Annotated in this window: 19 protein-coding genes and 1 pseudogene; 15 read left to right on the top strand and 5 right to left on the bottom strand. The window is 38.1% G+C overall.

The features are described from left to right. Positions 1-246 precede the first annotated feature (246 nt). Genes cyoA through ACJZU6_RS18415 form a run of 8 tightly spaced genes read left to right on the top strand, consistent with a single transcriptional unit; the run spans position 247 to position 6814 of the window. Entirely contained in the window at positions 247-1134 is an 888-nt protein-coding gene (gene cyoA / locus ACJZU6_RS18450) for a ubiquinol oxidase subunit II (protein WP_408901045.1), read from the top strand. Next, on the top strand, positions 1124-3211 hold the full coding sequence (gene cyoB / locus ACJZU6_RS18445) for a cytochrome o ubiquinol oxidase subunit I (RefSeq protein WP_408901044.1): 2088 nt from the start codon (positions 1124-1126) through the stop codon (positions 3209-3211). The genes cyoA and cyoB overlap by 11 nt, the downstream gene beginning before the upstream one ends. A 15-nt stretch (positions 3212-3226) precedes the next feature. Then, a complete protein-coding gene (gene cyoC / locus ACJZU6_RS18440) occupies positions 3227-3871 on the top strand; it encodes a cytochrome o ubiquinol oxidase subunit III (RefSeq protein WP_080156534.1) in 645 nt (214 codons plus the stop codon). Further along, positions 3871-4239, top strand: a complete 369-nt coding sequence (gene cyoD / locus ACJZU6_RS18435) for a cytochrome o ubiquinol oxidase subunit IV (RefSeq protein WP_080155840.1) — start codon at positions 3871-3873, stop codon at positions 4237-4239. The genes cyoC and cyoD overlap by 1 nt, the downstream gene beginning before the upstream one ends. Positions 4240-4252: 13 nt before the next feature. Beyond that, positions 4253-5170, top strand: coding sequence for a heme o synthase (gene cyoE / locus ACJZU6_RS18430; RefSeq protein WP_080155839.1), 918 nt, complete (start codon positions 4253-4255; stop codon positions 5168-5170). Next, positions 5167-5787, top strand: a complete 621-nt coding sequence (locus tag ACJZU6_RS18425) for an SCO family protein (protein ID WP_408901043.1) — start codon at positions 5167-5169, stop codon at positions 5785-5787. Before cyoE ends, ACJZU6_RS18425 begins: the two co-directional genes overlap by 4 nt. 9 nt (positions 5788-5796) lie before the next feature. Next, positions 5797-6300 carry a copper chaperone PCu(A)C gene (locus ACJZU6_RS18420; protein ID WP_327766951.1) on the top strand — a complete coding sequence of 168 codons (504 nt, stop codon included), beginning with the start codon at positions 5797-5799 and terminating at the stop codon, positions 6298-6300. 13 nt (positions 6301-6313) lie between these two features. Continuing rightward, entirely contained in the window at positions 6314-6814 is a 501-nt protein-coding gene (locus ACJZU6_RS18415; protein ID WP_408901042.1) for a hypothetical protein, read from the top strand. Between the two features lie 112 nt (positions 6815-6926). On the opposite strand, the gene ACJZU6_RS18410 is transcribed toward ACJZU6_RS18415, so the two are convergent. Further along, positions 6927-7208, bottom strand: coding sequence for a methionine sulfoxide reductase (locus ACJZU6_RS18410; RefSeq protein ID WP_080155835.1), 282 nt, complete (start codon positions 7206-7208; stop codon positions 6927-6929). A gap of 245 nt (positions 7209-7453) precedes the next feature. On the opposite strand from ACJZU6_RS18410, the gene ACJZU6_RS18405 reads away from it, so the two are divergent. The 3 genes and pseudogenes from ACJZU6_RS18405 to ACJZU6_RS18395 all read left to right on the top strand — a co-directional run. Further along, a complete protein-coding gene (locus ACJZU6_RS18405; protein ID WP_408901041.1) occupies positions 7454-9121 on the top strand; it encodes an RluA family pseudouridine synthase in 1668 nt (555 codons plus the stop codon). Between the two features lie 501 nt (positions 9122-9622). Continuing rightward, positions 9623-9805 carry a hypothetical protein gene (locus ACJZU6_RS18400; protein WP_408901040.1) on the top strand — a complete coding sequence of 61 codons (183 nt, stop codon included), beginning with the start codon at positions 9623-9625 and terminating at the stop codon, positions 9803-9805. 15 nt (positions 9806-9820) lie between these two features. After that, a pseudogene (locus ACJZU6_RS18395) lies at positions 9821-10648 on the top strand (IS110 family transposase); the annotation flags it as partial. Between the two features lie 82 nt (positions 10649-10730). Here the strand turns inward: ACJZU6_RS18395 and ACJZU6_RS18390 are convergent. The 3 genes from ACJZU6_RS18390 to ACJZU6_RS18380 all read right to left on the bottom strand — a co-directional run bounded on the left by ACJZU6_RS18390 (position 10731) and on the right by ACJZU6_RS18380 (position 12583). After that, positions 10731-11408 (bottom strand): hypothetical protein, encoded by a 678-nt coding sequence (locus ACJZU6_RS18390; protein ID WP_408901039.1) that lies wholly within the window; start codon positions 11406-11408, stop codon positions 10731-10733. Positions 11409-11639: 231 nt separating this feature from the next. Continuing rightward, entirely contained in the window at positions 11640-12020 is a 381-nt protein-coding gene (locus ACJZU6_RS18385; protein ID WP_408901518.1) for a Dyp-type peroxidase, read from the bottom strand. A 32-nt stretch (positions 12021-12052) separates the two neighbouring features. Continuing rightward, complete coding sequence (locus ACJZU6_RS18380; RefSeq protein ID WP_408901038.1) at positions 12053-12583, bottom strand: hypothetical protein; 531 nt, start codon at positions 12581-12583, stop codon at positions 12053-12055. Between the two features lie 303 nt (positions 12584-12886). Between ACJZU6_RS18380 and ACJZU6_RS18375 the strand changes: the two genes are divergently transcribed. The 4 genes from ACJZU6_RS18375 to ACJZU6_RS18360 all read left to right on the top strand — a co-directional run bounded on the left by ACJZU6_RS18375 (position 12887) and on the right by ACJZU6_RS18360 (position 19074). Continuing rightward, a complete protein-coding gene (locus ACJZU6_RS18375; protein WP_408901037.1) occupies positions 12887-14167 on the top strand; it encodes a dicarboxylate/amino acid:cation symporter in 1281 nt (426 codons plus the stop codon). Positions 14168-14409: 242 nt separating this feature from the next. Beyond that, entirely contained in the window at positions 14410-15261 is an 852-nt protein-coding gene (locus tag ACJZU6_RS18370; RefSeq protein ID WP_080156105.1) for a hypothetical protein, read from the top strand. A 432-nt stretch (positions 15262-15693) separates the two neighbouring features. Next, entirely contained in the window at positions 15694-17691 is a 1998-nt protein-coding gene (locus tag ACJZU6_RS18365) for an LTA synthase family protein (protein ID WP_408901036.1), read from the top strand. A gap of 339 nt (positions 17692-18030) precedes the next feature. After that, entirely contained in the window at positions 18031-19074 is a 1044-nt protein-coding gene (locus tag ACJZU6_RS18360; RefSeq protein ID WP_408901035.1) for an oxidoreductase, read from the top strand. 259 nt (positions 19075-19333) lie between these two features. Here the strand turns inward: ACJZU6_RS18360 and ACJZU6_RS18355 are convergent, their stop codons facing one another. After that, on the bottom strand, positions 19334-19870 hold the full coding sequence (locus tag ACJZU6_RS18355) for a hypothetical protein (protein ID WP_232574620.1): 537 nt from the start codon (positions 19868-19870) through the stop codon (positions 19334-19336). Between the last annotated feature and the right edge of the window lie 94 nt (positions 19871-19964).

Here is a 19964-nt window from a genome sequence, read left to right as displayed (position 1 = left end):
GAGTAATAAAACTCATAACACAGCTTAGCCTAGAACACTTAACGTACAATAAATGATGGAAAAATAGCTTTTTTGTATTTTTAAACATTTATATACAAATAATTTTTATACATTGGTGAGTTATATTTCAATACTTGAAACAACGGAACAGCAACAAATTCACAACATTGAATAACAAAGGGGGTTGTTATCCAATAACGATTATTGTTTTGCCTTGTTATGAGTAATCAAGTTCACGGAGGAAAAATGAAAATAATTCGAAGTAAGAAGGTGATCATCATCCTGCTTACATTACTCTCAGTATTACTTTTGGTAACTCTTTTTACCAGCAGTAACATGGTGCTCTTTGATTCAAAAGGCAGCATTGGTGAAGCCCAATCATCTTTAATCATTACATCCGTGCTTCTAATGGCCATTATTATCGTGCCCGTTTTATTCATGACGATTTATTTTCCTTATAAATATCGCCACAGCAATAAAAAAGCGGAATACACGCCTGAATGGGAACACTCAACCAAAATAGAAGCGGTTGTATGGACTGTCCCCTGCTTGATCGTTTTAGCACTCGGATGGATCACTTACCAAACCTCTTACTCACTTGACCCAAGAAAAGAGATAGTTTCCGATCAAGAACCATTAACCATTCAAGTAGTTGCTATGAATTGGAAATGGCTTTTTATTTACCCAGAACAACAAATTGCAACGGTCAATGAAATAGCACTACCCGTTAACCGTCCTGTGAAATTTTTAGTCACTTCCGATACCGCCATGAACTCATTTTTTATTCCACAACTAGGTAGCCAAGTTTACGCAATGGCTGGTATGGAAAACCGTTTAAATCTCATGGCTAAAGAGGAAGGTTCTTATCGCGGTATTTCCGCCAATTACAGCGGTTATGGCTTTGCTAACATGCGCTTTAAAGCCCATGCAGTTAAAGATGCTGCATTTAAAGAATGGGTTCAAAAAGTCAAAGCATCAGAACTTGTTTTAAATAACAACAGTTACGATCAACTCACAGCCAATGCCAAAGAGCAAATTTCAAAGCCCCATCCAGTCACATACTTTGCCTCTGTCGCACCGCTAAAATTCAAAGATATTATTGAAAAACATGCAGGAGTCCAAAATGGCCTATAAAGGAGATGTATACGCCGAAGCGGATCCGATTTTCGGCAAATTAAATTGGGATGTAATTCCCTTTACCGATCCAGTCGTTTTCCCAGTCATGATGGCCGTAGTGCTTGGCGGACTAGGGTTATTAGGCTTGATTACATATCAGAAAAAATGGCACTACTTATGGAGTGAATGGTTTACCTCTGTCGATCATAAAAAGATAGGCATTATGTATATCATCGTGTCAATGGTAATGCTCGTACGGGGATTTTCTGACGCCATACTAATGCGATCTCAACAGGCAGCATCAACAATTGATGCCAGTTATTTACCACCAGAACACTACGACCAAGTTTTTACTGCCCATGGCGTGATCATGATTTTCTTCGTTGCGATGCCATTTGTCGTGGGTCTCATGAATATTATCGTGCCATTGCAGATAGGTGCTCGCGATGTTGCCTTTCCATTTTTGAATTCCTTGAGCTTTTGGCTATTCGTTGTTGGCGTTATTCTAATTAACCTCTCTTTGTTTGTTGGTGAATTTGCCGCAACAGGTTGGTTAGCCTACCCACCACTTTCAGGTATGGATGCTAACCCTTGGGTCGGGGTTGATTATTGGCTATGGTCACTGCAAATATCAGGTATAGGGACATTATTAACGGGTATTAACTTTGTTGTTACTATTATTCGTATGCGTGCACCAGGCATGAAAATGATGCAAATGCCGGTGTTCACATGGACATCACTGTGTGCCAACGCACTGATTGTACTTGCCTTCCCTATTTTAACGGTGACCTTAACTCTGCTAACACTCGATCGTTATGTTGGTACCCATTTCTTTACCACTGATATGGGTGGCAACCAAATGATGTACGTCAACCTAATCTGGGCATGGGGTCACCCTGAAGTTTATATTTTGGTGTTGCCTGCTTTCGGTATTTTCTCTGAAATTACAGCGACATTCTCACGCAAACGTCTATTTGGTTACACATCATTAGTGTGGGCAACAATGGTAATTATGGTGTTGTCATTTATTGTTTGGCTGCATCACTTCTTTACCATGGGCGCAGGCGCAAGTGTTAACGCCTTCTTTGGCATTGCAACCATGATTATCTCGATTCCAACCGGAGTTAAAATCTTTAACTGGTTGTTTACCATGTATAAAGGACGGGTTGAGTTCAGTGCTAGCATGTGGTGGACAATTGCGTTTTTAATCACCTTTACCATTGGTGGTATGACGGGAGTAATGCTTGCAATCCCTGCGGCTAACTTTGTACTACACAACAGCTTATTCGTTATTGCCCACTTCCATAACGTGATTATCGGTGGCGCGCTCTTTGGTTACTTTGCTGGCCTTACTTACTGGTTCCCGAAAGCCACCGGATTCACCCTTGATGAACGTCTTGGTAAGATCTCATGTGCACTTTGGACCGTCGGTTTCTTCGTGGCCTTTATGCCTGTCTATGTGCTTGGTTTTAACGGCATGACTCGCCGTCTAAATGTCGCGGATAATCCAGAATGGGCGCCTTATTTATGGGTAGCAGCCTTTGGTGTCTGTATTGTTGCAGCAGGTATTGCAGTTCAGTTCTACCAAATATTCGTCAGTATTCGTGATCGAAAACAGAACCTAGATCTTACTGGTGATCCATGGAATGGTCGTACATTAGAATGGGCGACATCATCCCCTCCGCCGTTTTATAACTTTGCATTACTGCCTAAGATTCATGATCGTGACGAACATCATTACGCCAAAGAACATGGTCTAGCTTATCAAAAGCCTGAACGTTATAAGCGAATCCATATGCCTAAAAATACATGGGCAGGTGTGGTTATCAGTATGTTTTCATTGATGTTTGGTTTTGCTTTCATTTGGCATATCTGGTGGATGGTCATTGCTGGAACCATTGGCATGATTGCTTCTTGGATTGTTTACAGCTTTCAACGCAGTAAAGATTACTATGTTGAAGTCTCTGAAGTGGAAGCAATTGAACGTAAACATCTTGCTAAAGCACGTGGTGAGAAGACCGCCGAACACAAAGATGGGAAAGATGATGATGATTTCGATCCATCCGATCTAAAACCAGCTGATTACATAGCATAAGGGGCGAGAGTAATGATGACTACAGAAGTAAAAGATACATTTAATCTCAATGTCTCTGCTCAGTCTAACGACAGTCATGAACTCGATGATCATGACCATCACGACTATGCTGGTGATACTATTTTTGGCTTTTGGATTTACATCCTCAGCGACTGCTTATTATTCGGTACTTTATTTGCAGTTTACGCTGTTTATTCAAATAGCTTTGCTGGCTTAATTGAACCTAAGGAACTGTTCAATCTTGGTTTTGTATTAACAGAAACGGCACTATTACTGTTTAGTAGCTTTACATTCGGCATGGCAATGCTCAAAGCCAACCATGAAGACATTAAAGGTATGTTCAAATGGTTAGCCATTACGTTTGGGCTTGGTTTGTCTTTTTTAATCATGGAACTGTATGAATTCTATCATTTTACTAGTGAAGGCGCGACGTTCCATAGTAGTGCCTACTGGTCAGCATTTTACGGTTTAGTTGCCACTCACGGACTCCATGTTTTTGCAGGCTTAATGTGGATGATTGTATTGGTGTTCCATTTTAAACGGGACGGATTTTCTACAGAGAATAAAACACGTTTAGCCTGTTTAAGTTTGTTCTGGCACTTCCTTGATGTTATCTGGATCTGTGTGTTCAGTGTAGTTTACTTAATGGGAGTATTGTAATGGGCAATTCAACTAACCAACACTCGACTAACGAACATTCAACGGCGCATGGTCAAGGCGGCCAAGCCCACGGCAGCGTAAAAGAATATGTTCGAGGGCTAGTATTCTCTATTATTTTAACCATTGTACCTTTTGCAATGGTGATGGCTGGCGTCGGTTCGACCCAATTCATTATTGGCGTGATCATGGTGTTCGCTGTTGCACAGATATTAGTCCAGCTGGTGTTCTTCCTGCATATGAACACCTCGTCTGAACAAATGTGGAATACGTCGTCAGCTGTATTCGTGGTCGTTATTGTGGCTATTATTCTTATTGGTTCGTTGTGGATCATGGATCACTTAAACCACAACATGCTAATGGGTCATTGATCAAGGAGGTTCTATGATTAAACCTTATCTGAAACTGACCAAACCGGGCATTATCGGTGGCAATCTCATTGCAGCCATCGGTGGTGTATTACTGGCATCTCAAGGTAATATTGATGGCGTATTACTCTTAGCTGTCTGTATTGGTACCACCTTGATTGTTGCATCAGGTTGCGTGTTCAATAATGTTATCGATATAGATATTGATAAATTAATGAAACGTACCTGTGAGCGAGAATTAGTCAAAAAAATCATTCCCGTCTCATATGCATTAATGTGGGCAACAATATTATGTATTGGCGGATTTTTTACACTTTATAAATACACTTCCACCGTTGCCTTTCAATTTGGCGTGCTTGGTTTTGTAGTTTACGTTGGCTTATATAGCCTCTATTTCAAACGTAAATCAATTTACGGCACTTTAATTGGTGGCTTATCAGGCGCTTGTCCTCCCGTTATCGGTTATTGCGCTGTAACAGGACAATTTGATAGCGGTGCCGCAATACTGTTTATTACATTCTGCTTATGGCAAATACCTCACTCATACGCAATTGCAATTTACCGTTTCGATGATTACAAATCAGCCTCAATTCCAGTTTTACCCGTTGAAATCGGCATTGCTCGTGCACGTTACCATATCATTGGTTATATCATTGCCTTTGCGATGGCAGCATTAACACTGACTTATCTTGGTTATGCGGGTAGCTGGTATGCATTAGGAATGGGATTAGTGAGCTTACATTGGCTGTATATTGCCAAAGTAGGTTATCAAAAAGTCCCTAATGCTCAGTGGGGTAAAAAAATGCTGTTATGTTCCATTTTCAATATCATGGTGTTTTGTACGTTAATTTCACTTGATTTTTCATCTGAGACCATTGCTGATGACTATCAAGTTAATGCATTACCTACCGTAGTAATGGAGCCTCATTCATGACTAAAAACCCAACTAAAATAGTGCTTCTTATTGGCGCTCTGTTTCTGGCCACCTTAATGGGATGCTATATTTATAACACCACAACCCCTGTTGGTGAAAATGTAAAATCACTAAAAGATCTTGGCGGTCCATTTGAACTAAACAGTATAAACGGCAATGTCAGCCTTGATCAATTTAAAGGCAATATTGTGGTGCTCTATTTTGGTTTTTTAAACTGTGCTGAAGTCTGCCCCTCTTCCATGGGCACATTATCAGCGGCTTTTTCACGCTTATCACCTGCAACCTATCAACATGTACAAGGATTATTCGTCAGTGTCGATCCTGAACGCGATGATTTAGTGTCATTAAATAAATTCGCTAAATACTTCGATGAACGGGTTATTGGCTTAACCGGTACCAACCAACAAATAGAAGCTTTAACGAAACAATATGGTGTTTATTTTGACATTGTTGATATGGAATCATCTGAATTAAGCTATACCGTTGATCACTCTTCTCGTTTTTACATTATTGATGACACAGGCAAGTTAGTGGGAGCAATGAGCCACAATACTACCCCAGTCGAATTAGCTGCGGGCATTGAACGTATTTATGAAAAAACCATTGCTAAAAAATAGGAGATAACAATGAAAAGAAGTGCCTTATACCTTGCATTATTAATGAGTTGTTTTCATGCTACGGCTTTTGCAGCGGATGTAACTCATGCAGACAACCATGTTCAATCTCAGCAAAACTACACTGAGGTTCAAAAAGTAGATTCCACATTAACAATTGAAAATGCAACCGCAAAAGCCACGATCCCTGGTGCAAGTGTCAGCGCAGGCTACATGAAAATCATCAATAATGGAGATACAGCAATCACTCTCGTTAGCGCGAGTACAGCTATTGCTAAACATACAGAATTTCACCGTATGTTTATGCGTGATAATACGATGGCAATGCGTAAAGTGGATAAACTTGAGATCCCTGCCAATGGCAACCTAATTCTTGCAAGCAAGGGATATCACCTAATGTTTATGGGTGTCAAACAAGACCTTAAACCAAATCAAGTGATCACAGTGACCATGAAACAAGATAATGGTAAACAGTTCGATGTACAACTTTTAGTGATGCCAATTAAAAAGTATTAATGCGGAGTGACGTATGAAAGGTGTACAGATTTTAGTTGCCAGTTTCTGCTTATTACCTAGTGTATTAATCGCGCCAGTTAATGCCAAAACATCAATGGACAATGTGGTAAAACATTTAAACAACTCTTGTTCGAGTGAATTAATACAATTAGCAGAAGTAACATTAAAGACAAATCCACATCGTATTTTATCTTATAATGATAAGCCTACTGATGTTCACCTCTTTAATGCGCTAGCAGTAACCAGCTATCGAGATCGTGATAGCCATGTCACCTTTCATGGTGTAAAAAATATAGCGGGAGGTTGTGATACATCGGTCACTGAAAGTTACGTATTACAAACATCTTGCTCAGACGCACGCCACGAAGCATTCAGTAAATGGGATTTTCAAGGTAAACTCAATGACAGAACTTACGTTTTAAATAGTAAACGTATTAAAGGCAAACAGGCTTTTTTAACCGACCAATTACCGGATATTTGTTTAGTTACAACCCGTCAACTGATCAATAATTAATCTGTATTCTCTTTTTATTTTTACGATCCCTCTTATTCTAAAATAACCAATTAATACATAATAAAAAAGGCTCAAATAAGAGCCTTTTCTTTATTCTTGTTCGCACCACCTATTATTGGTGAGCGACTTTCTTTTCAATTACTTTTTCAAAATGAAAAAATGCTTCTTTCATACACTCATCTAAATTTACATTATGAGCTTTAGCACTTACTTTATTAAATTCTTCTGTATCCATTTTTAAATCAACAGCATAACCTGTATCTTCTTTGATGATATCAACATGAATATGTTTAAACTCAGGATCAATAACCATCATTTCTTCAATATAACCAGCAACTGATGATTTAATTGAATCAGTTAATTCCATATGTTCACATTTGATTTTTAAGCTCATGATACACCTCAGTAATTATCTTAAATATCTGGAATTGACTATAAGCCTAAAGTTTTAAAATGTCGCTATCATAAAAAGTAATATTAATATTCAATTTTTGTTCTTTAATATATATCCAATTACGAAGTAATAAATTTCATCAAAAATTATATTTGAATACTCAAGAAAATAGGAAGCTTACGTTAACTCGAATTTTAACGTTAAAAATGCTAGAATCGCCGCCCTTGTTCGTAATAGATACCATCATGCACGCATCTAATCATCATTTTACTCGCTTCATTGCCGCTATTGATACGCTACCGCTACCTGAGCGTTTTACGTTTCCATTTTGCTACACACCTCATCCATTATGTGTATTAGCGGCTCAAGAATTACAACAACATATCGCGACTCAAGATCAATGGCAGCATAATTTTGGGTTGGACAATAATGATGCGATTGGTCACATGTTTGGGGTGTTATTGGTTCAAAACCAACAAGGTGAATTTGGTTATTTATCGGCATTTTCAGACAAGATTGCCAATCTAACCCATCTACCCCATTTTGTTCCGCCAGTATGTGATGAGCAAAACATCGCCCCAGCAATTCAAGCTCAACAAGCATCGATTGATGAAGTGATGACTAAAATAACCGTAATTGAATCCAAGCCAAGCTACATTCAATTACAACAGCAGTATCAAACAGCTCAAACTCAAGCAGAGTTAGCCGCTGAATCATTTCGCTTACAGATGATCGAACAGCGCAAACAACGTAAATTACAACGCAAAGAGGCGGAGAAAAGTAACGATAGCGAATTCATGACTCAAGAATTCCATCGCTTAGCCCGTGAAAGTGCGTTTGATAAGCACCAACAGAAAACAATTCGTCAGCAATGGGCTCAAACACTGGCTGATATTAGCGATAAGTTACAAGCTGATACAGCAGAGTTGATCTTACTCAAATCAGAATACGACAGCTTAACGGCTGCATTACAACAACAGCGCTACGCACAATATCAATTTCTAAATCAGTATGGCGAAACACAAGATTTAAATGATCTCTTTAGTGATATAACACCGCCACAAGGTGCGGGAGATTGCGCCACCATTAAATTACTTCAGCATGCCTTTAAGCAACACCTGAAGCCTTTAGCGATGGCTAAATTTTGGTGGGGAGCCTCACCTGCTGCGCAAATTCGCAAACATAAATACTTTTATGAAGCCTGCAAAAACAAATGCGAACCGATTCTTCAACATATGTTGGCTGGCCTTAACATTGATGCTAATCCGCTATTACAAAATCCAGCAGAAGGCAAAGAGTTAGAGATTGTGTATCAAGACGATGCGATGGTGGTTATCAATAAACCGGCAGAGTTTCTTTCAGTTCCTGGTAAAACCATCACCGATTCAGTTTATAGCCGCATGCAAACGATGTTCCCTGACAGTGATAGCCCTCTGATTGTGCACCGTCTAGATATGTCAACCTCAGGGCTAATAGTCATTGCGCTTACCAAAGATGCGCATAAAGCCTTGCAAAAACAGTTTATTGAACGCACCGCAGAAAAACGTTACGTGGCATTATTAGATGGTATTGCCGAGCAGAATCACGGTGAGATTAACTTACCAATGCGGGTTAATTTAGACGATCGCCCACGCCAATTAGTCTGTTATGAGCACGGTAAACCTGCACTCACAAAGTGGCAGGTTCTTGAGCGTAAAGACGGTAAAACCAAGGTTTATTATTACCCGAAAACAGGCCGAACTCACCAGCTACGCATTCACTCAGCCCACCAAAACGGTATGAACATGCCAATTGTCGGTGATGATTTATACGGTCAAAAAGCAAACCGCTTACATCTACATGCACAATACCTTGGCCTAAACCACCCTGTTACTGGTGAACCAATGGTATTTGAAGTCGATGCCGATTTTTAAGTAGACTTTGAATGGTGTAAAACTAAAAAGCTAACAACAAATGTTAGCTTTTTTATTGTTTTATCGTGGCTGCTCTGAATAGTACCGTCAAATAACGAAAAGAGAGGTCATTCATCAGGTTACAACTTCGGTAGATATCTGATGTTATGTGAAATGGGTGGCTAATTGAGCCCCGACATATTCCCTTGGTAGTTATCGTAATGACAAAGTCGCTTGGTAATCACAAGTTAACTCACACTCTGACTAACTAAAAACTGGTTATGAGGGCGATAGGGAATCTATTATCCACGCGTTGTAGAGTTAGTGTTTATCTGTGAAATTTTTCGTGTTTCACTGGCGTCTTTCAGGCTCAAGCACACGTTGAGTAGATCACGGATATCCTCGTCTTTCAGGCTCAAGCACACGTTGAGTAGATCACGGATATCCTCAATGGTATGGACTCCCCACCTTACTGACATTGTCAGCTACAGTTATAGCGTCAACCAAAAAGGAGCCCATACCATGAATAAGCCTAGCACTATTTGTATTGATCTCGCTAAAAACGTTTTTCAAGTTGCATTGTTTAATCAACATGGAAAATTAAAGTCTAATCAAAAAATGTCTCAAGCTAAAATGGTCACATTTATAGCCCAATATCCCGCATCTATGATTTATATGGAGGCGTGTGGTTCTGCTCATTATTGAGGGCGATATTTTCAAAATAATAAGCATCATGTTCATCTTCTCCCACCTCAAATTGTCAGGATGTATCGAGCGGGTAATAAAAATGATGCAAATGATGCTCTTGCTATTTATGAAGCAGCCCAACGTCCAGACATACACTTTGTTTCAGTCAAAACAACTGAGCAACAAGATATAGCAAGTGTGTTGCATCTCAGAGAAAGTTATATAAAACAAAGAACAGCGATATCAAATCGGATTAGAGGCTTTGCCTTGGAATATGGAATAAAATTCCCGCAAAGCACCACTAAATTACGTGCTTTACTTCCTCTTGAATTGGAAGATCCTAATAATGGATTAACGTCTTCTGCCCGTTTTGTTTTACATCAGCTTCTTAATCAGCTTATTGAACTTGATAAGCCTATTCAGGAGGTTACTGATTATTTAATCGCTTACGCTAAACAAATACCAGCCTGTCAGTTACTAATGACATTAAGAGGCGTTGGCTGGATAGTTGCCAGCGCACTTTATGCTCGAATGGGCGATGCTTCAGCATATAAATGCGGACGCGATGCAAGTGCCAGTATAGGTTTAGTCCCCGCTCATTCAGGTAGTGGTGGTCATAATAAGCTATTAGGTATAAGTAAAAAGGGAGATCGAACATTACGTGCAGTCGTTGTACATGGGGCAAGATCTGTCGTTAGTAATATCAAAGATAAATCAGATCAACTTAGTTGCTGGCTTCGAGCCTTACTTGAAAGAAATCATTTTAATAAAGTTGTTATAGCATTAGCCAATAAGACCGTCAGGATGGCTTGTGCCATGCTGAAATCAAACCAACCTTACCAAGAAAAGCTGCCTGCTTAGTAGTGCTTAGATAAGGTTGCGATGTAACATGAAGTGCAATATCTCACCAATGTAGTTGCAAGAAACCGTGGATAACGTGTAATCAAAGCAGGCAAGGAAAAATCTGAGAGGGACGACGGTGTTGATACACCTTTAACTCGTATAGAATCCTTGCAACGTGAATGAAGCCATACAGGTTCGGGGTAGCTCCCCATAAAGAAACCGAATATACGTGCACTTGCCAACACGCTTTCTCAAACTCTTGCATTACACGGGGAGTCCATATACGTCCCTCCCAAAATGACCCTGTACAATTATCTTCTTTGTTGGCTTTACGTGCAATTTCTTCATTTAGACACCGCATAAACCAACTAATACTGCCTAATCGTGACTGCCATTCTGCAACCAATATTGATAACGCTTGTTTCTTATCTACACCAACATCACCATTATTAACAAAATCTACCGCAATAGGATGGCCATTAAATAGCTGTAACCAACGGGAAATGATCTCTTGAGGTGATAGCGCCTGTTGTTGCTGTATATCGATCTTTAATACTAAATGATAGTGGTTATTCATAACTGCATAAGCACAAACATCAATACAAAAAACCTCAGACAATTGCTTGATTTTACTAACGATCCAATCACGTCGATGTTGGTAATTTTTACCACTATACGGATCATCACCACATAAATAAGCCCGCCTAACACAGCGATTAATAATATGATAATACGGAGTAATTTGAGGTTCGATCAATTTACGTCTTGAGACTGTCATTTCTTCTACCATAAGCAACATGAAGCTTAAGTGTAGTGCCTTATCGAAAGTCTGCACTATTTTGGCTGTCCATATGACTAATACAAGTTCCTCCCTCGCTTTCATATGTATCTATGAGTTATGGCTGTCCTTGTTTGTTGATAGTCCATATGACTATTCATATGTATCTATGAGTTATGGCTGTCCTTATTTATTTTGTTTGTTGCTTTTGTTTTTGTATGGCTGTCCATGTTAAACAACCTCACTAAACAATGGTTGCCCAAGATATTCATCACGTTTTACTCCTGGTAGTACAAAATAGTAACTGCCGCCAAAGGGTTTGATATAACGTTCTAGCGGTTCGCCATTGAGCCTTTTTTGAGTATCAATAAAACCAGATTGAAGATTTTTCTGGTAGGACATAAAAATAAGCCCCATATCTAACATGCCAAACGTATTTATGCCAAGTGAGTAACTGTAACTACGACGACGTAATTTTGCCGTGTACCTCTCTGGATTACGAGGCTCAGCTCTGCGCATATGTGAATTAAACAAAATACGATCCCCGTGTGGGTCTGTCTCATATTTAGGCGAATCATGCTCGTACTGCATTCCAATAGGAGCACCTGTTATTTTATGGCGACCAAAATCATTTTCTTGATCTTCTAAGGGTGTCCTATCCCAAAATTTTGATCATAAGCCGATTCGTCGTCTTTTAACGTTGGATTTAGCTTATTCCGTTCAGAGTTAGGAGCATGACGTAAAGAAATAGCAATAACCGGAATCCCTTCACTTTCAATCTGCTTAATCATTTCAGCGGGAGCATAATTAGCAACAAAGACCACTTGAGGACGCGTTGCTAAAAGGCTCTCGATATTAACCTGAGTTAAGTCCCCTGGCGTAGGCATAGTAACCAGTGACGGTGCTAAACGAATATAACCTTCACCTAGTTGTTTTTTCCAACTACGTTGAATACCAACAACCTTATTTAAAGCATCTAATTGATTAAGAATATTCAACGTTTGATGCTGTAAGACGACAACACGATTAACATTATCGGGTATTTCAACCGAACGCCCTAGTTGATCGATAATATGACGAGCAGCATAACTAGAAGGTGAATTAATCAATAAAAAAAGGAATACAGTGATGTGTAATATATGATAACGCGGAGAAAAAAGCTTATTTTTAAACATAGATTCAGTTCACTAAAAAACGATATATACAAAACTATACATCGATATTTTCAAACTTTCAATTTAATTTATTTAACGTATCTTCTTACAAAAACTTTTACATAATATAACTAATTATATAAATCTATCTTTTAATTATAATTTATAAACATCTTTGAAAGAGAGCTAACTTACACACTCATGATAATTACTTATTAAAGTGATAATTACTATTAATTATTATTATCAAAATAATGACGTTAATATTTCAGCAGTAACAAATAAGTTCCCATAAAATATTCATAGATTTATAAAAAGGACCATATGAAAAGTATAAACACATTAACTAAATATATTTTAATATTTATGTTATTAGGAATTGGTGTAGGATTTATTATTAATCAATTAGTTGAACCAAAAATACAGCAATCCTGGTCTGACAACATCACATTACTAACCGACATTTTTTTAAATTTAATAAAAATGGTTATCGCACCACTAATATTTTGCACATTAACATCAGGAATAATGAAATTAAAAGATCTATCAGCTATTCGTAATATTGGTGGAAGAGCAATTTCTTGGTTTATTATTGCATCGGTATTATCAATCTTCATTGGCTTGATCATGGTTGTATTAATTAAACCAGGTTCAGGTATGAACTTAATTTCAACTAATGTACAATCACTGAATATTGATACCAATAGTTTATCATTTAGAGCATTCATTTCTCATATGATTCCAACCAGTATTGTTGGTGCTATGGCGAATAATCAGATATTACAAATTGTCATTTTTTCTTTATTTTTTGGCGTCGCGGGAGCATCCATTCCTCAACAACAAAATGAACAATTAGTATCATTATTAGAAGCTATTTCTAATACCATGCTAAAAATGACCAATATTGTAATGCTGTTTGCCCCTTTTGCTATTTTTGCTTCTATTTCAGCCATTATTGCCACTCAAGGTTTGAATGTTCTTTTAAATTACACTCAATTTATTTTTGGATTTTACACAACCATTTTGATTACTAGTCTGATTTTAATTGGTCTTGGCTATATCTTTATCAAACAACAAGTGATCACCTTAGTTTCAATGCTAAAGAATCCCATTTTAATTGCGTTCTCTACCACAAGTTCTGAAGCAGCCTATCCAAAAACATTAGAGCAATTAATTAAGTTTGGTTGTTCTAAGAATTTAGCCTCTTTTGTACTACCGTTGGGATACTCTTTTAATCTCGTTGGTTCAATGTGTTATTGCTCTTTCTCAGCCATGTTTATTGCACAGGCATATAACATTTCGCTGTCTAATTCAGAAATATTCACTTTAATGATCACTCTCATGCTGGCATCAAAAGGCATTGCTGGTGTTCCACGTTCTGCCCTCGTTGTGTTAGCGGCAACACTACCAAATTTCCATATTCCAGCGTCAGGGATCTTATTACTAATGGGCATCGATCATATTCTAGATATGGGTCGTTCAGCCATTAATGTATTAGGTAACGGCATTACAACGGCAGTGATTTCTCATAATATCGAAGGATTACCAAATCAAGATCGTGATTTAGACGATCCTTTACTTGAAGCTGCAAAAGTTAATAGTTAGCCAATGTAGACTGTTCCATTATTTAATAAGGGTTGTTTAGCAGCCCTTTTTTCCGATTATTTATCTTATACCCCCACTCCAGTCATGCATCATCTTTATCAATTACACTAAACGTATACATCCCTCTATTTCATGATTGAGATAACGATGTTATTTCTTTTCAATTACCGCTCACCCACGTATATTTAGTCCACTTTTTTACCATCTGTCGCTCAATACCTCAAAGCATAAAGGAGTATGCCATGCATCAAACAATAACATCATTACTTATCATTGATCCTCAATACGACTTTTATGATGTTCCATTACATGAACAACTCACTTTAGGTAACCAGCCAACTGCGATCCCGCCTTCTCTTCCTGTTCCTCACTCATGGGAAGATGCACAACGGCTTGCTACATTTATTGATAACAAACAAAAGAGCATTAACAATATCGTTGTAACCCTTGATAGCCACCATAAATACGATATTGCTCACGCGGTTTATTGGCAAAATAAGCATGGACAACATCCTGCGCCATTTACACTGATTAGCCATCAGGATATTGTCGATGGTTTATGGCTACCGACCAATTTAGAACTTCTTGATCACGTACTAGAATATACTCAATCCCTTGAGAAAACAGGAAAATACAGCCTGCTTATTTGGCCAACACACTGTGTCATAGATTCAGTAGGACATACCATTGTTGCCCCAATTCAAACAGCAATTAATGCTTGGGAAAAACAAACCGCACTTTTACATCACACCATATCTAAAGGTGAAAACCCGCATACAGAACACTATGGTGGTTGCGAAGCCGAATACCCACTACGCGATGATATAAAAACTCAGTTTGATCCCCAATTAACAGCACTAGTCGTACAAAGTGATCGCATCTTTATTTCAGGACAAGCTCTATCTCACTGCGTCGCTAGTACCGTTGAACAAATGGTCGATAAGCTACCACTTGCTGACATAAAAAAAATAACCCTCCTTATTGATACCACCAGCTCTGTTGCTGGCTTTGAACAACAAGCACAAGCCTTTGTTGAAAAAATGATGGCTTTAGGCGTTAACATTGCTAACACAACGGATATTGTGCCAAGTTAAAAAAAACAAATACTACTTATTTTTAAATAAAAAATCCGAGATGATAAATATTCTCGGATTTTAAGATTTAAATAACGACAACAATATGACCATAATAGGCAATACGGAAAGTTCTGCCGCTGCAAGCACATCTGTTACAACACCACTGAGCAAAAGAATAAAAACAGCCACTACACGTTGTGATAAAAAGCATTAGAATAAGTAATGCTTTAATCATTAACTAGCAATGAATATCCTGCCTAATTACAAAGAGTTTCAACAAGCACCAATACAATAAACGCTCATAAAATATAGATATTAGAACAATCCATTCTCAATATAACGTTAATATTTATTTATTAATGATAATTTTATCTATAATGAAACTTTTTCTAAAATTAACTATCAAACTATCCATTTGAAACAAACCGAAATTATTTAAGTAGTTAATTTATGGATTTTTTTTCCTTGTTAGATCTAATCAAGCAGATAACTGGTGTAATGTTCCCTATAGTTATGTTTTTTATTTCTGGCATTATCATATTAACAATTTCACGCACCTTTTTATGTATTTGGCAAAATGAACGTGTTTCTAATGCACAGGGTTGGAGAGTAATATTTATTTCTGGATTGCGCATGGATATTGTAAGTATGTGCTACTTGGTCATATTACCTTGTCTTATCACACCTCTTATTATTGGCGTTCCTTATTTAAATCATATTTGGTTAATTATTCTTTCCTTATGGATCACATTAGGATTATGGCTATTAGTTTATATGGAAGCAGCAACACCATTTTTCATTAAAGAATATGATGTACGCCCAAACCGCCTATTTGTTGAATATCTTATCTATCCCAAAGAAGTGATGAGCATGATGTGGAGCGGTTATAAACTTGAGTTAGCACTGGGTTTAATCATTTCATTAACAACACTTTACTTTGGTTGGATATTTTCAAACTATCTTATTCAAGACCTTCAAACACCCAATTGGTACTGGCGTCCTATCATTGCCCTAAGCAGTGTTGCTTTATGTGTAATAGGCGCACGTTCGACATTCGGTCATCGTGCTATAAATCCATCCATGATTGCCTTTTCACATGATAACCTCATGAATGATTTTCCATTAAATTCAACGTATTCAGTTCTGTATGCAATGAAACTAATGCGCAAAATAGTTGACTCATCCACTATTTATCCCCCAATGGAAAAAGAAGACATTATTCAGACTATGCAGGAAAATAGTCAATTACCCGCAGACGCTTTCAATTATCAGCCACTACCAACACTTGCCTACCACAAAGCAAGTAATACAGGTAAACGTAAGAACATCGTTATTTTGCTACAAGAGAGCCTTGGTGCGCGTTTTGTCGGTGGATTAGGAGGCTTACCATTAACGCCAAATCTCGATCTATTAATGCAAGAAAGTTGGAATCTAACTCGACTGTATGCCACAGGAACACGCTCAATTCGGGGTATTGAAGCTGTTACTACTGGCTTTTTCCCTACACCAGCTAATGCCGTTGTAAAATTACCTAAAAGTCAAAATAATTTTTATTCAATGGCTCAAACACTTAAAGATGAAAATTATCATACTCAATTCATTTATGCTGGCGAAAGTCACTTTGACAATATGAAAGGCTTCATGCTGGGTAATGGTTTTGTTGATATCCAAGATTTACCCACATTTCATAATCCAGAATTTATTGGATCATGGGGCGCGTGTGATGAAGATCTTTACAACAAAGCACATCAACAATTTAGTATGCTTTCTCAACAAGATAAGCCCTTTTTTAGCTTAGTATTCACAACAACAAATCATTCACCTTATGATTATCCACAAGACAAAATAGAGCCGTATAATCAACCTGCAACCACGCGAGAAAATACCGTTAAATATTCAGATTACGCCCTGGGTAAATTTCTAGAACAAGCTAAAAAATCAGATTATTGGGACGACACTATTTTTGTACTAGTAGCGGATCATGATTCGCGTGCTTATGGTGATCAAATAGTACCAATAGACTGCTTCCATATTCCTGCGGTCATTTTTGGTGGCGGTATTTCTGCATGTGAGGATAATCAATTAGCCAGTCAACTTGATTTACCACCAACGTTATTATCAATGGCAGGCATTAATGCTTATCACCCAATGATGGGTAATGACCTTACCAAAGAAGTAGAACAACATAAGCAAAGAGCCATCATGCAATACCACAATAACTTTGCGTGGCTAAACAAAGATAACCATGCTGTTGTCTTTCAGCCAAACAAAGATCTAATGACCTTTCACTATGAACCGACAACCCATGCATTGATACCACATGAATTACCAGACAGCGAAATAAAAACAGCGAATGCATTCGCGTTATGGGGCAGCTTGTCTTATAAACAAGATTTCTATCAATGGGATAAAATAAAGGCTGCACAAGCTAAAAACACTCAAAATTAATATACCCGCCGCTTTAAGACTTAAGGACAGCCATATATTTGAACACTTTTATGGCTGCCCTGTCTTTCACTAGCTTTCTTGAAACAAAGAGTAAAATGTAAATTAGTGCTGATCATCTAAACAGCGATGACATTTACAGCTCTAATCTATAATCCTATGGCTGTCCTATCTTTTGTCCTTTTTAGCTTTGCTAATTAATAAGTGTTTGTGCATTATTGTACCCGTCGTTTAAATTTCAAAACGCGTCGATAAGTGATTATAGGTGAGTCACATCATCATAACTCTTCTTGTTAAATCAAATAACTAGCAGCTTTTATCCAACAACTGAGCGTGACTATTATGACCTTTTCTTCCATCAAAACCGCTATTATTGGCTACGGCTTTTCAGCAAAAACGTTTCATATTCCCTTTATTAACACCTTGCCAGAATTCGAATTTACAGCGGTAAGCACCCGTAATCGTGAAGCAGTCAATCGTGATTGGTCCAATGTGCAGCACTATGAATCTGCGCAAGATTTATTGAACCACTCTGATGCTGAACTTGTCATTATCACAGCCCCTAACGACGTCCACTTTGAGCTCGCTAAACAAGCACTTGAAAACGGTAAGCACGTCATCATAGAAAAACCATTTGTAACCAACATTGCCGATGGTGAAGCATTAATTGCCCTTGCCGCAGAGAAAGACCGAATCTTGAGCGTGTATCACAATCGCCGTTGGGATGGTGACTTCTTAACAATTAAAAAGATGATTGAAGAAAAACGTTGTGGTGAGTTAAAGCATTTTGAATCTCATTTCGACCGTTTTCGACCAGAAGTTCGTCAACGTTGGCGTGAACAAGCCACCAATGGTGGTGGGCTTTTGTTTGATTTAGGCTCGCACCTTATCGATCAAGCGCTGGTATTATTTGGTGTTCCTGATGCGATTACCGCACAATGCGAAATCATGCGCGAAGGTTCAACAAATGTCGATTACTTCAATATTGTTCTGCACTACCCTAATCATTTAGCGACCTTGCATGGTGATTTATTCAGTGCTGGTCCAAACAAACGTTTTACGGTGAAAGGCACGCAAGGAAGCTATGAAAAGTACGGCTTAGATCCACAAGAAGCGTGTTTAATTGCAGGCGTTTTGGCTAACAAACCACAATGGGCAGACGAAACACCTGAGCAATATGGTCGTTTCTATAATGCAGATAGCGTCGAAACCATTACAACTGAGTCTGGTTGCTATCAACAATACTTTCAAGAACTTGCATTAGCGATTAACACCAATACAGCGCCACCCGTAACCGCAACAGACGCGTTATGGAATATCAAGCTGATCGCACTCGCAATGGAAAGTAGCCGCCAAGGTAAGACGCTTACTATTGATAAATGGTGATAGTGGTTAATTAAGACCGCCATTTTCTCTATCAAGCCAAAGACAGGACAGCCATATGTTTACATACTTTTATGGGTGTCCTATATTTCTTTTAAATTGATTGGTTCACACCAAGGATAACGCTCGACTTCTTTTCAGTATCACCTTTCATGACATTCCCAATATTTACTTATATAAAGCCGCTCGGGCTTGTCCAACACTTCGGATAGGTGTCGGCTGCGCGACACATATCCTTATCTGTTATGTTATGGTCTGATTTTTATGCCAATTTTTGGATTAAGCGATCTGAAATACTCTTCGATACACCTAACCATTCCATTGCTTCAGCCTTAGTAAGATCAATTCCACTCACATGCACAATTTCATTTCTCAAACGATACATTTTTAGAATTAGATCGGCTAAACCACTATCAATCTTCTCTAAACTTTGCAATTGCCGAACTATCTTGGTAATTGGCTGACGCTTACCGTCAGATCCCTTAGTTACAAGGATATTCTCGATATTTTGCCAAGATTGTAAAAATGCCCATTCTGGTGCTGTCTGCATTAATTCTAAATCACTAGCACTAAAAGACGAGCTAGGATAAGCAATTGTGATTCCTAATTCTATTGCATCACCTTTGACTTCATCGATAGCTTCAACCAGATCAATTTCTATATCGCCATACTTTGCTTTTTTTACTCGTTGTAATAGCTTGGCAACATCTTTTTTGAAGTACAACAATGCTCCTGCGACGACTATTGGCCAAGCCAAATGTCCCACAAGGTCAACAACTAACTTTAAATACTCGATCATTTACCTTTCCACTTGAGTAACATAACAACTTCCGCCCGTATTTATCTCGTAATAATATAAAAATCATTATAAATCAGGTACATTTTTAGTTATT

The organism is Photobacterium piscicola (assembly GCF_046058925.1).
Classification (GTDB): Bacteria; Pseudomonadota; Gammaproteobacteria; order Enterobacterales; family Vibrionaceae; genus Photobacterium; species Photobacterium piscicola.
The sequence above is the reverse complement of the archived record's forward strand: the minus strand, read 5'-3'. Positions and strand labels throughout refer to the sequence as shown.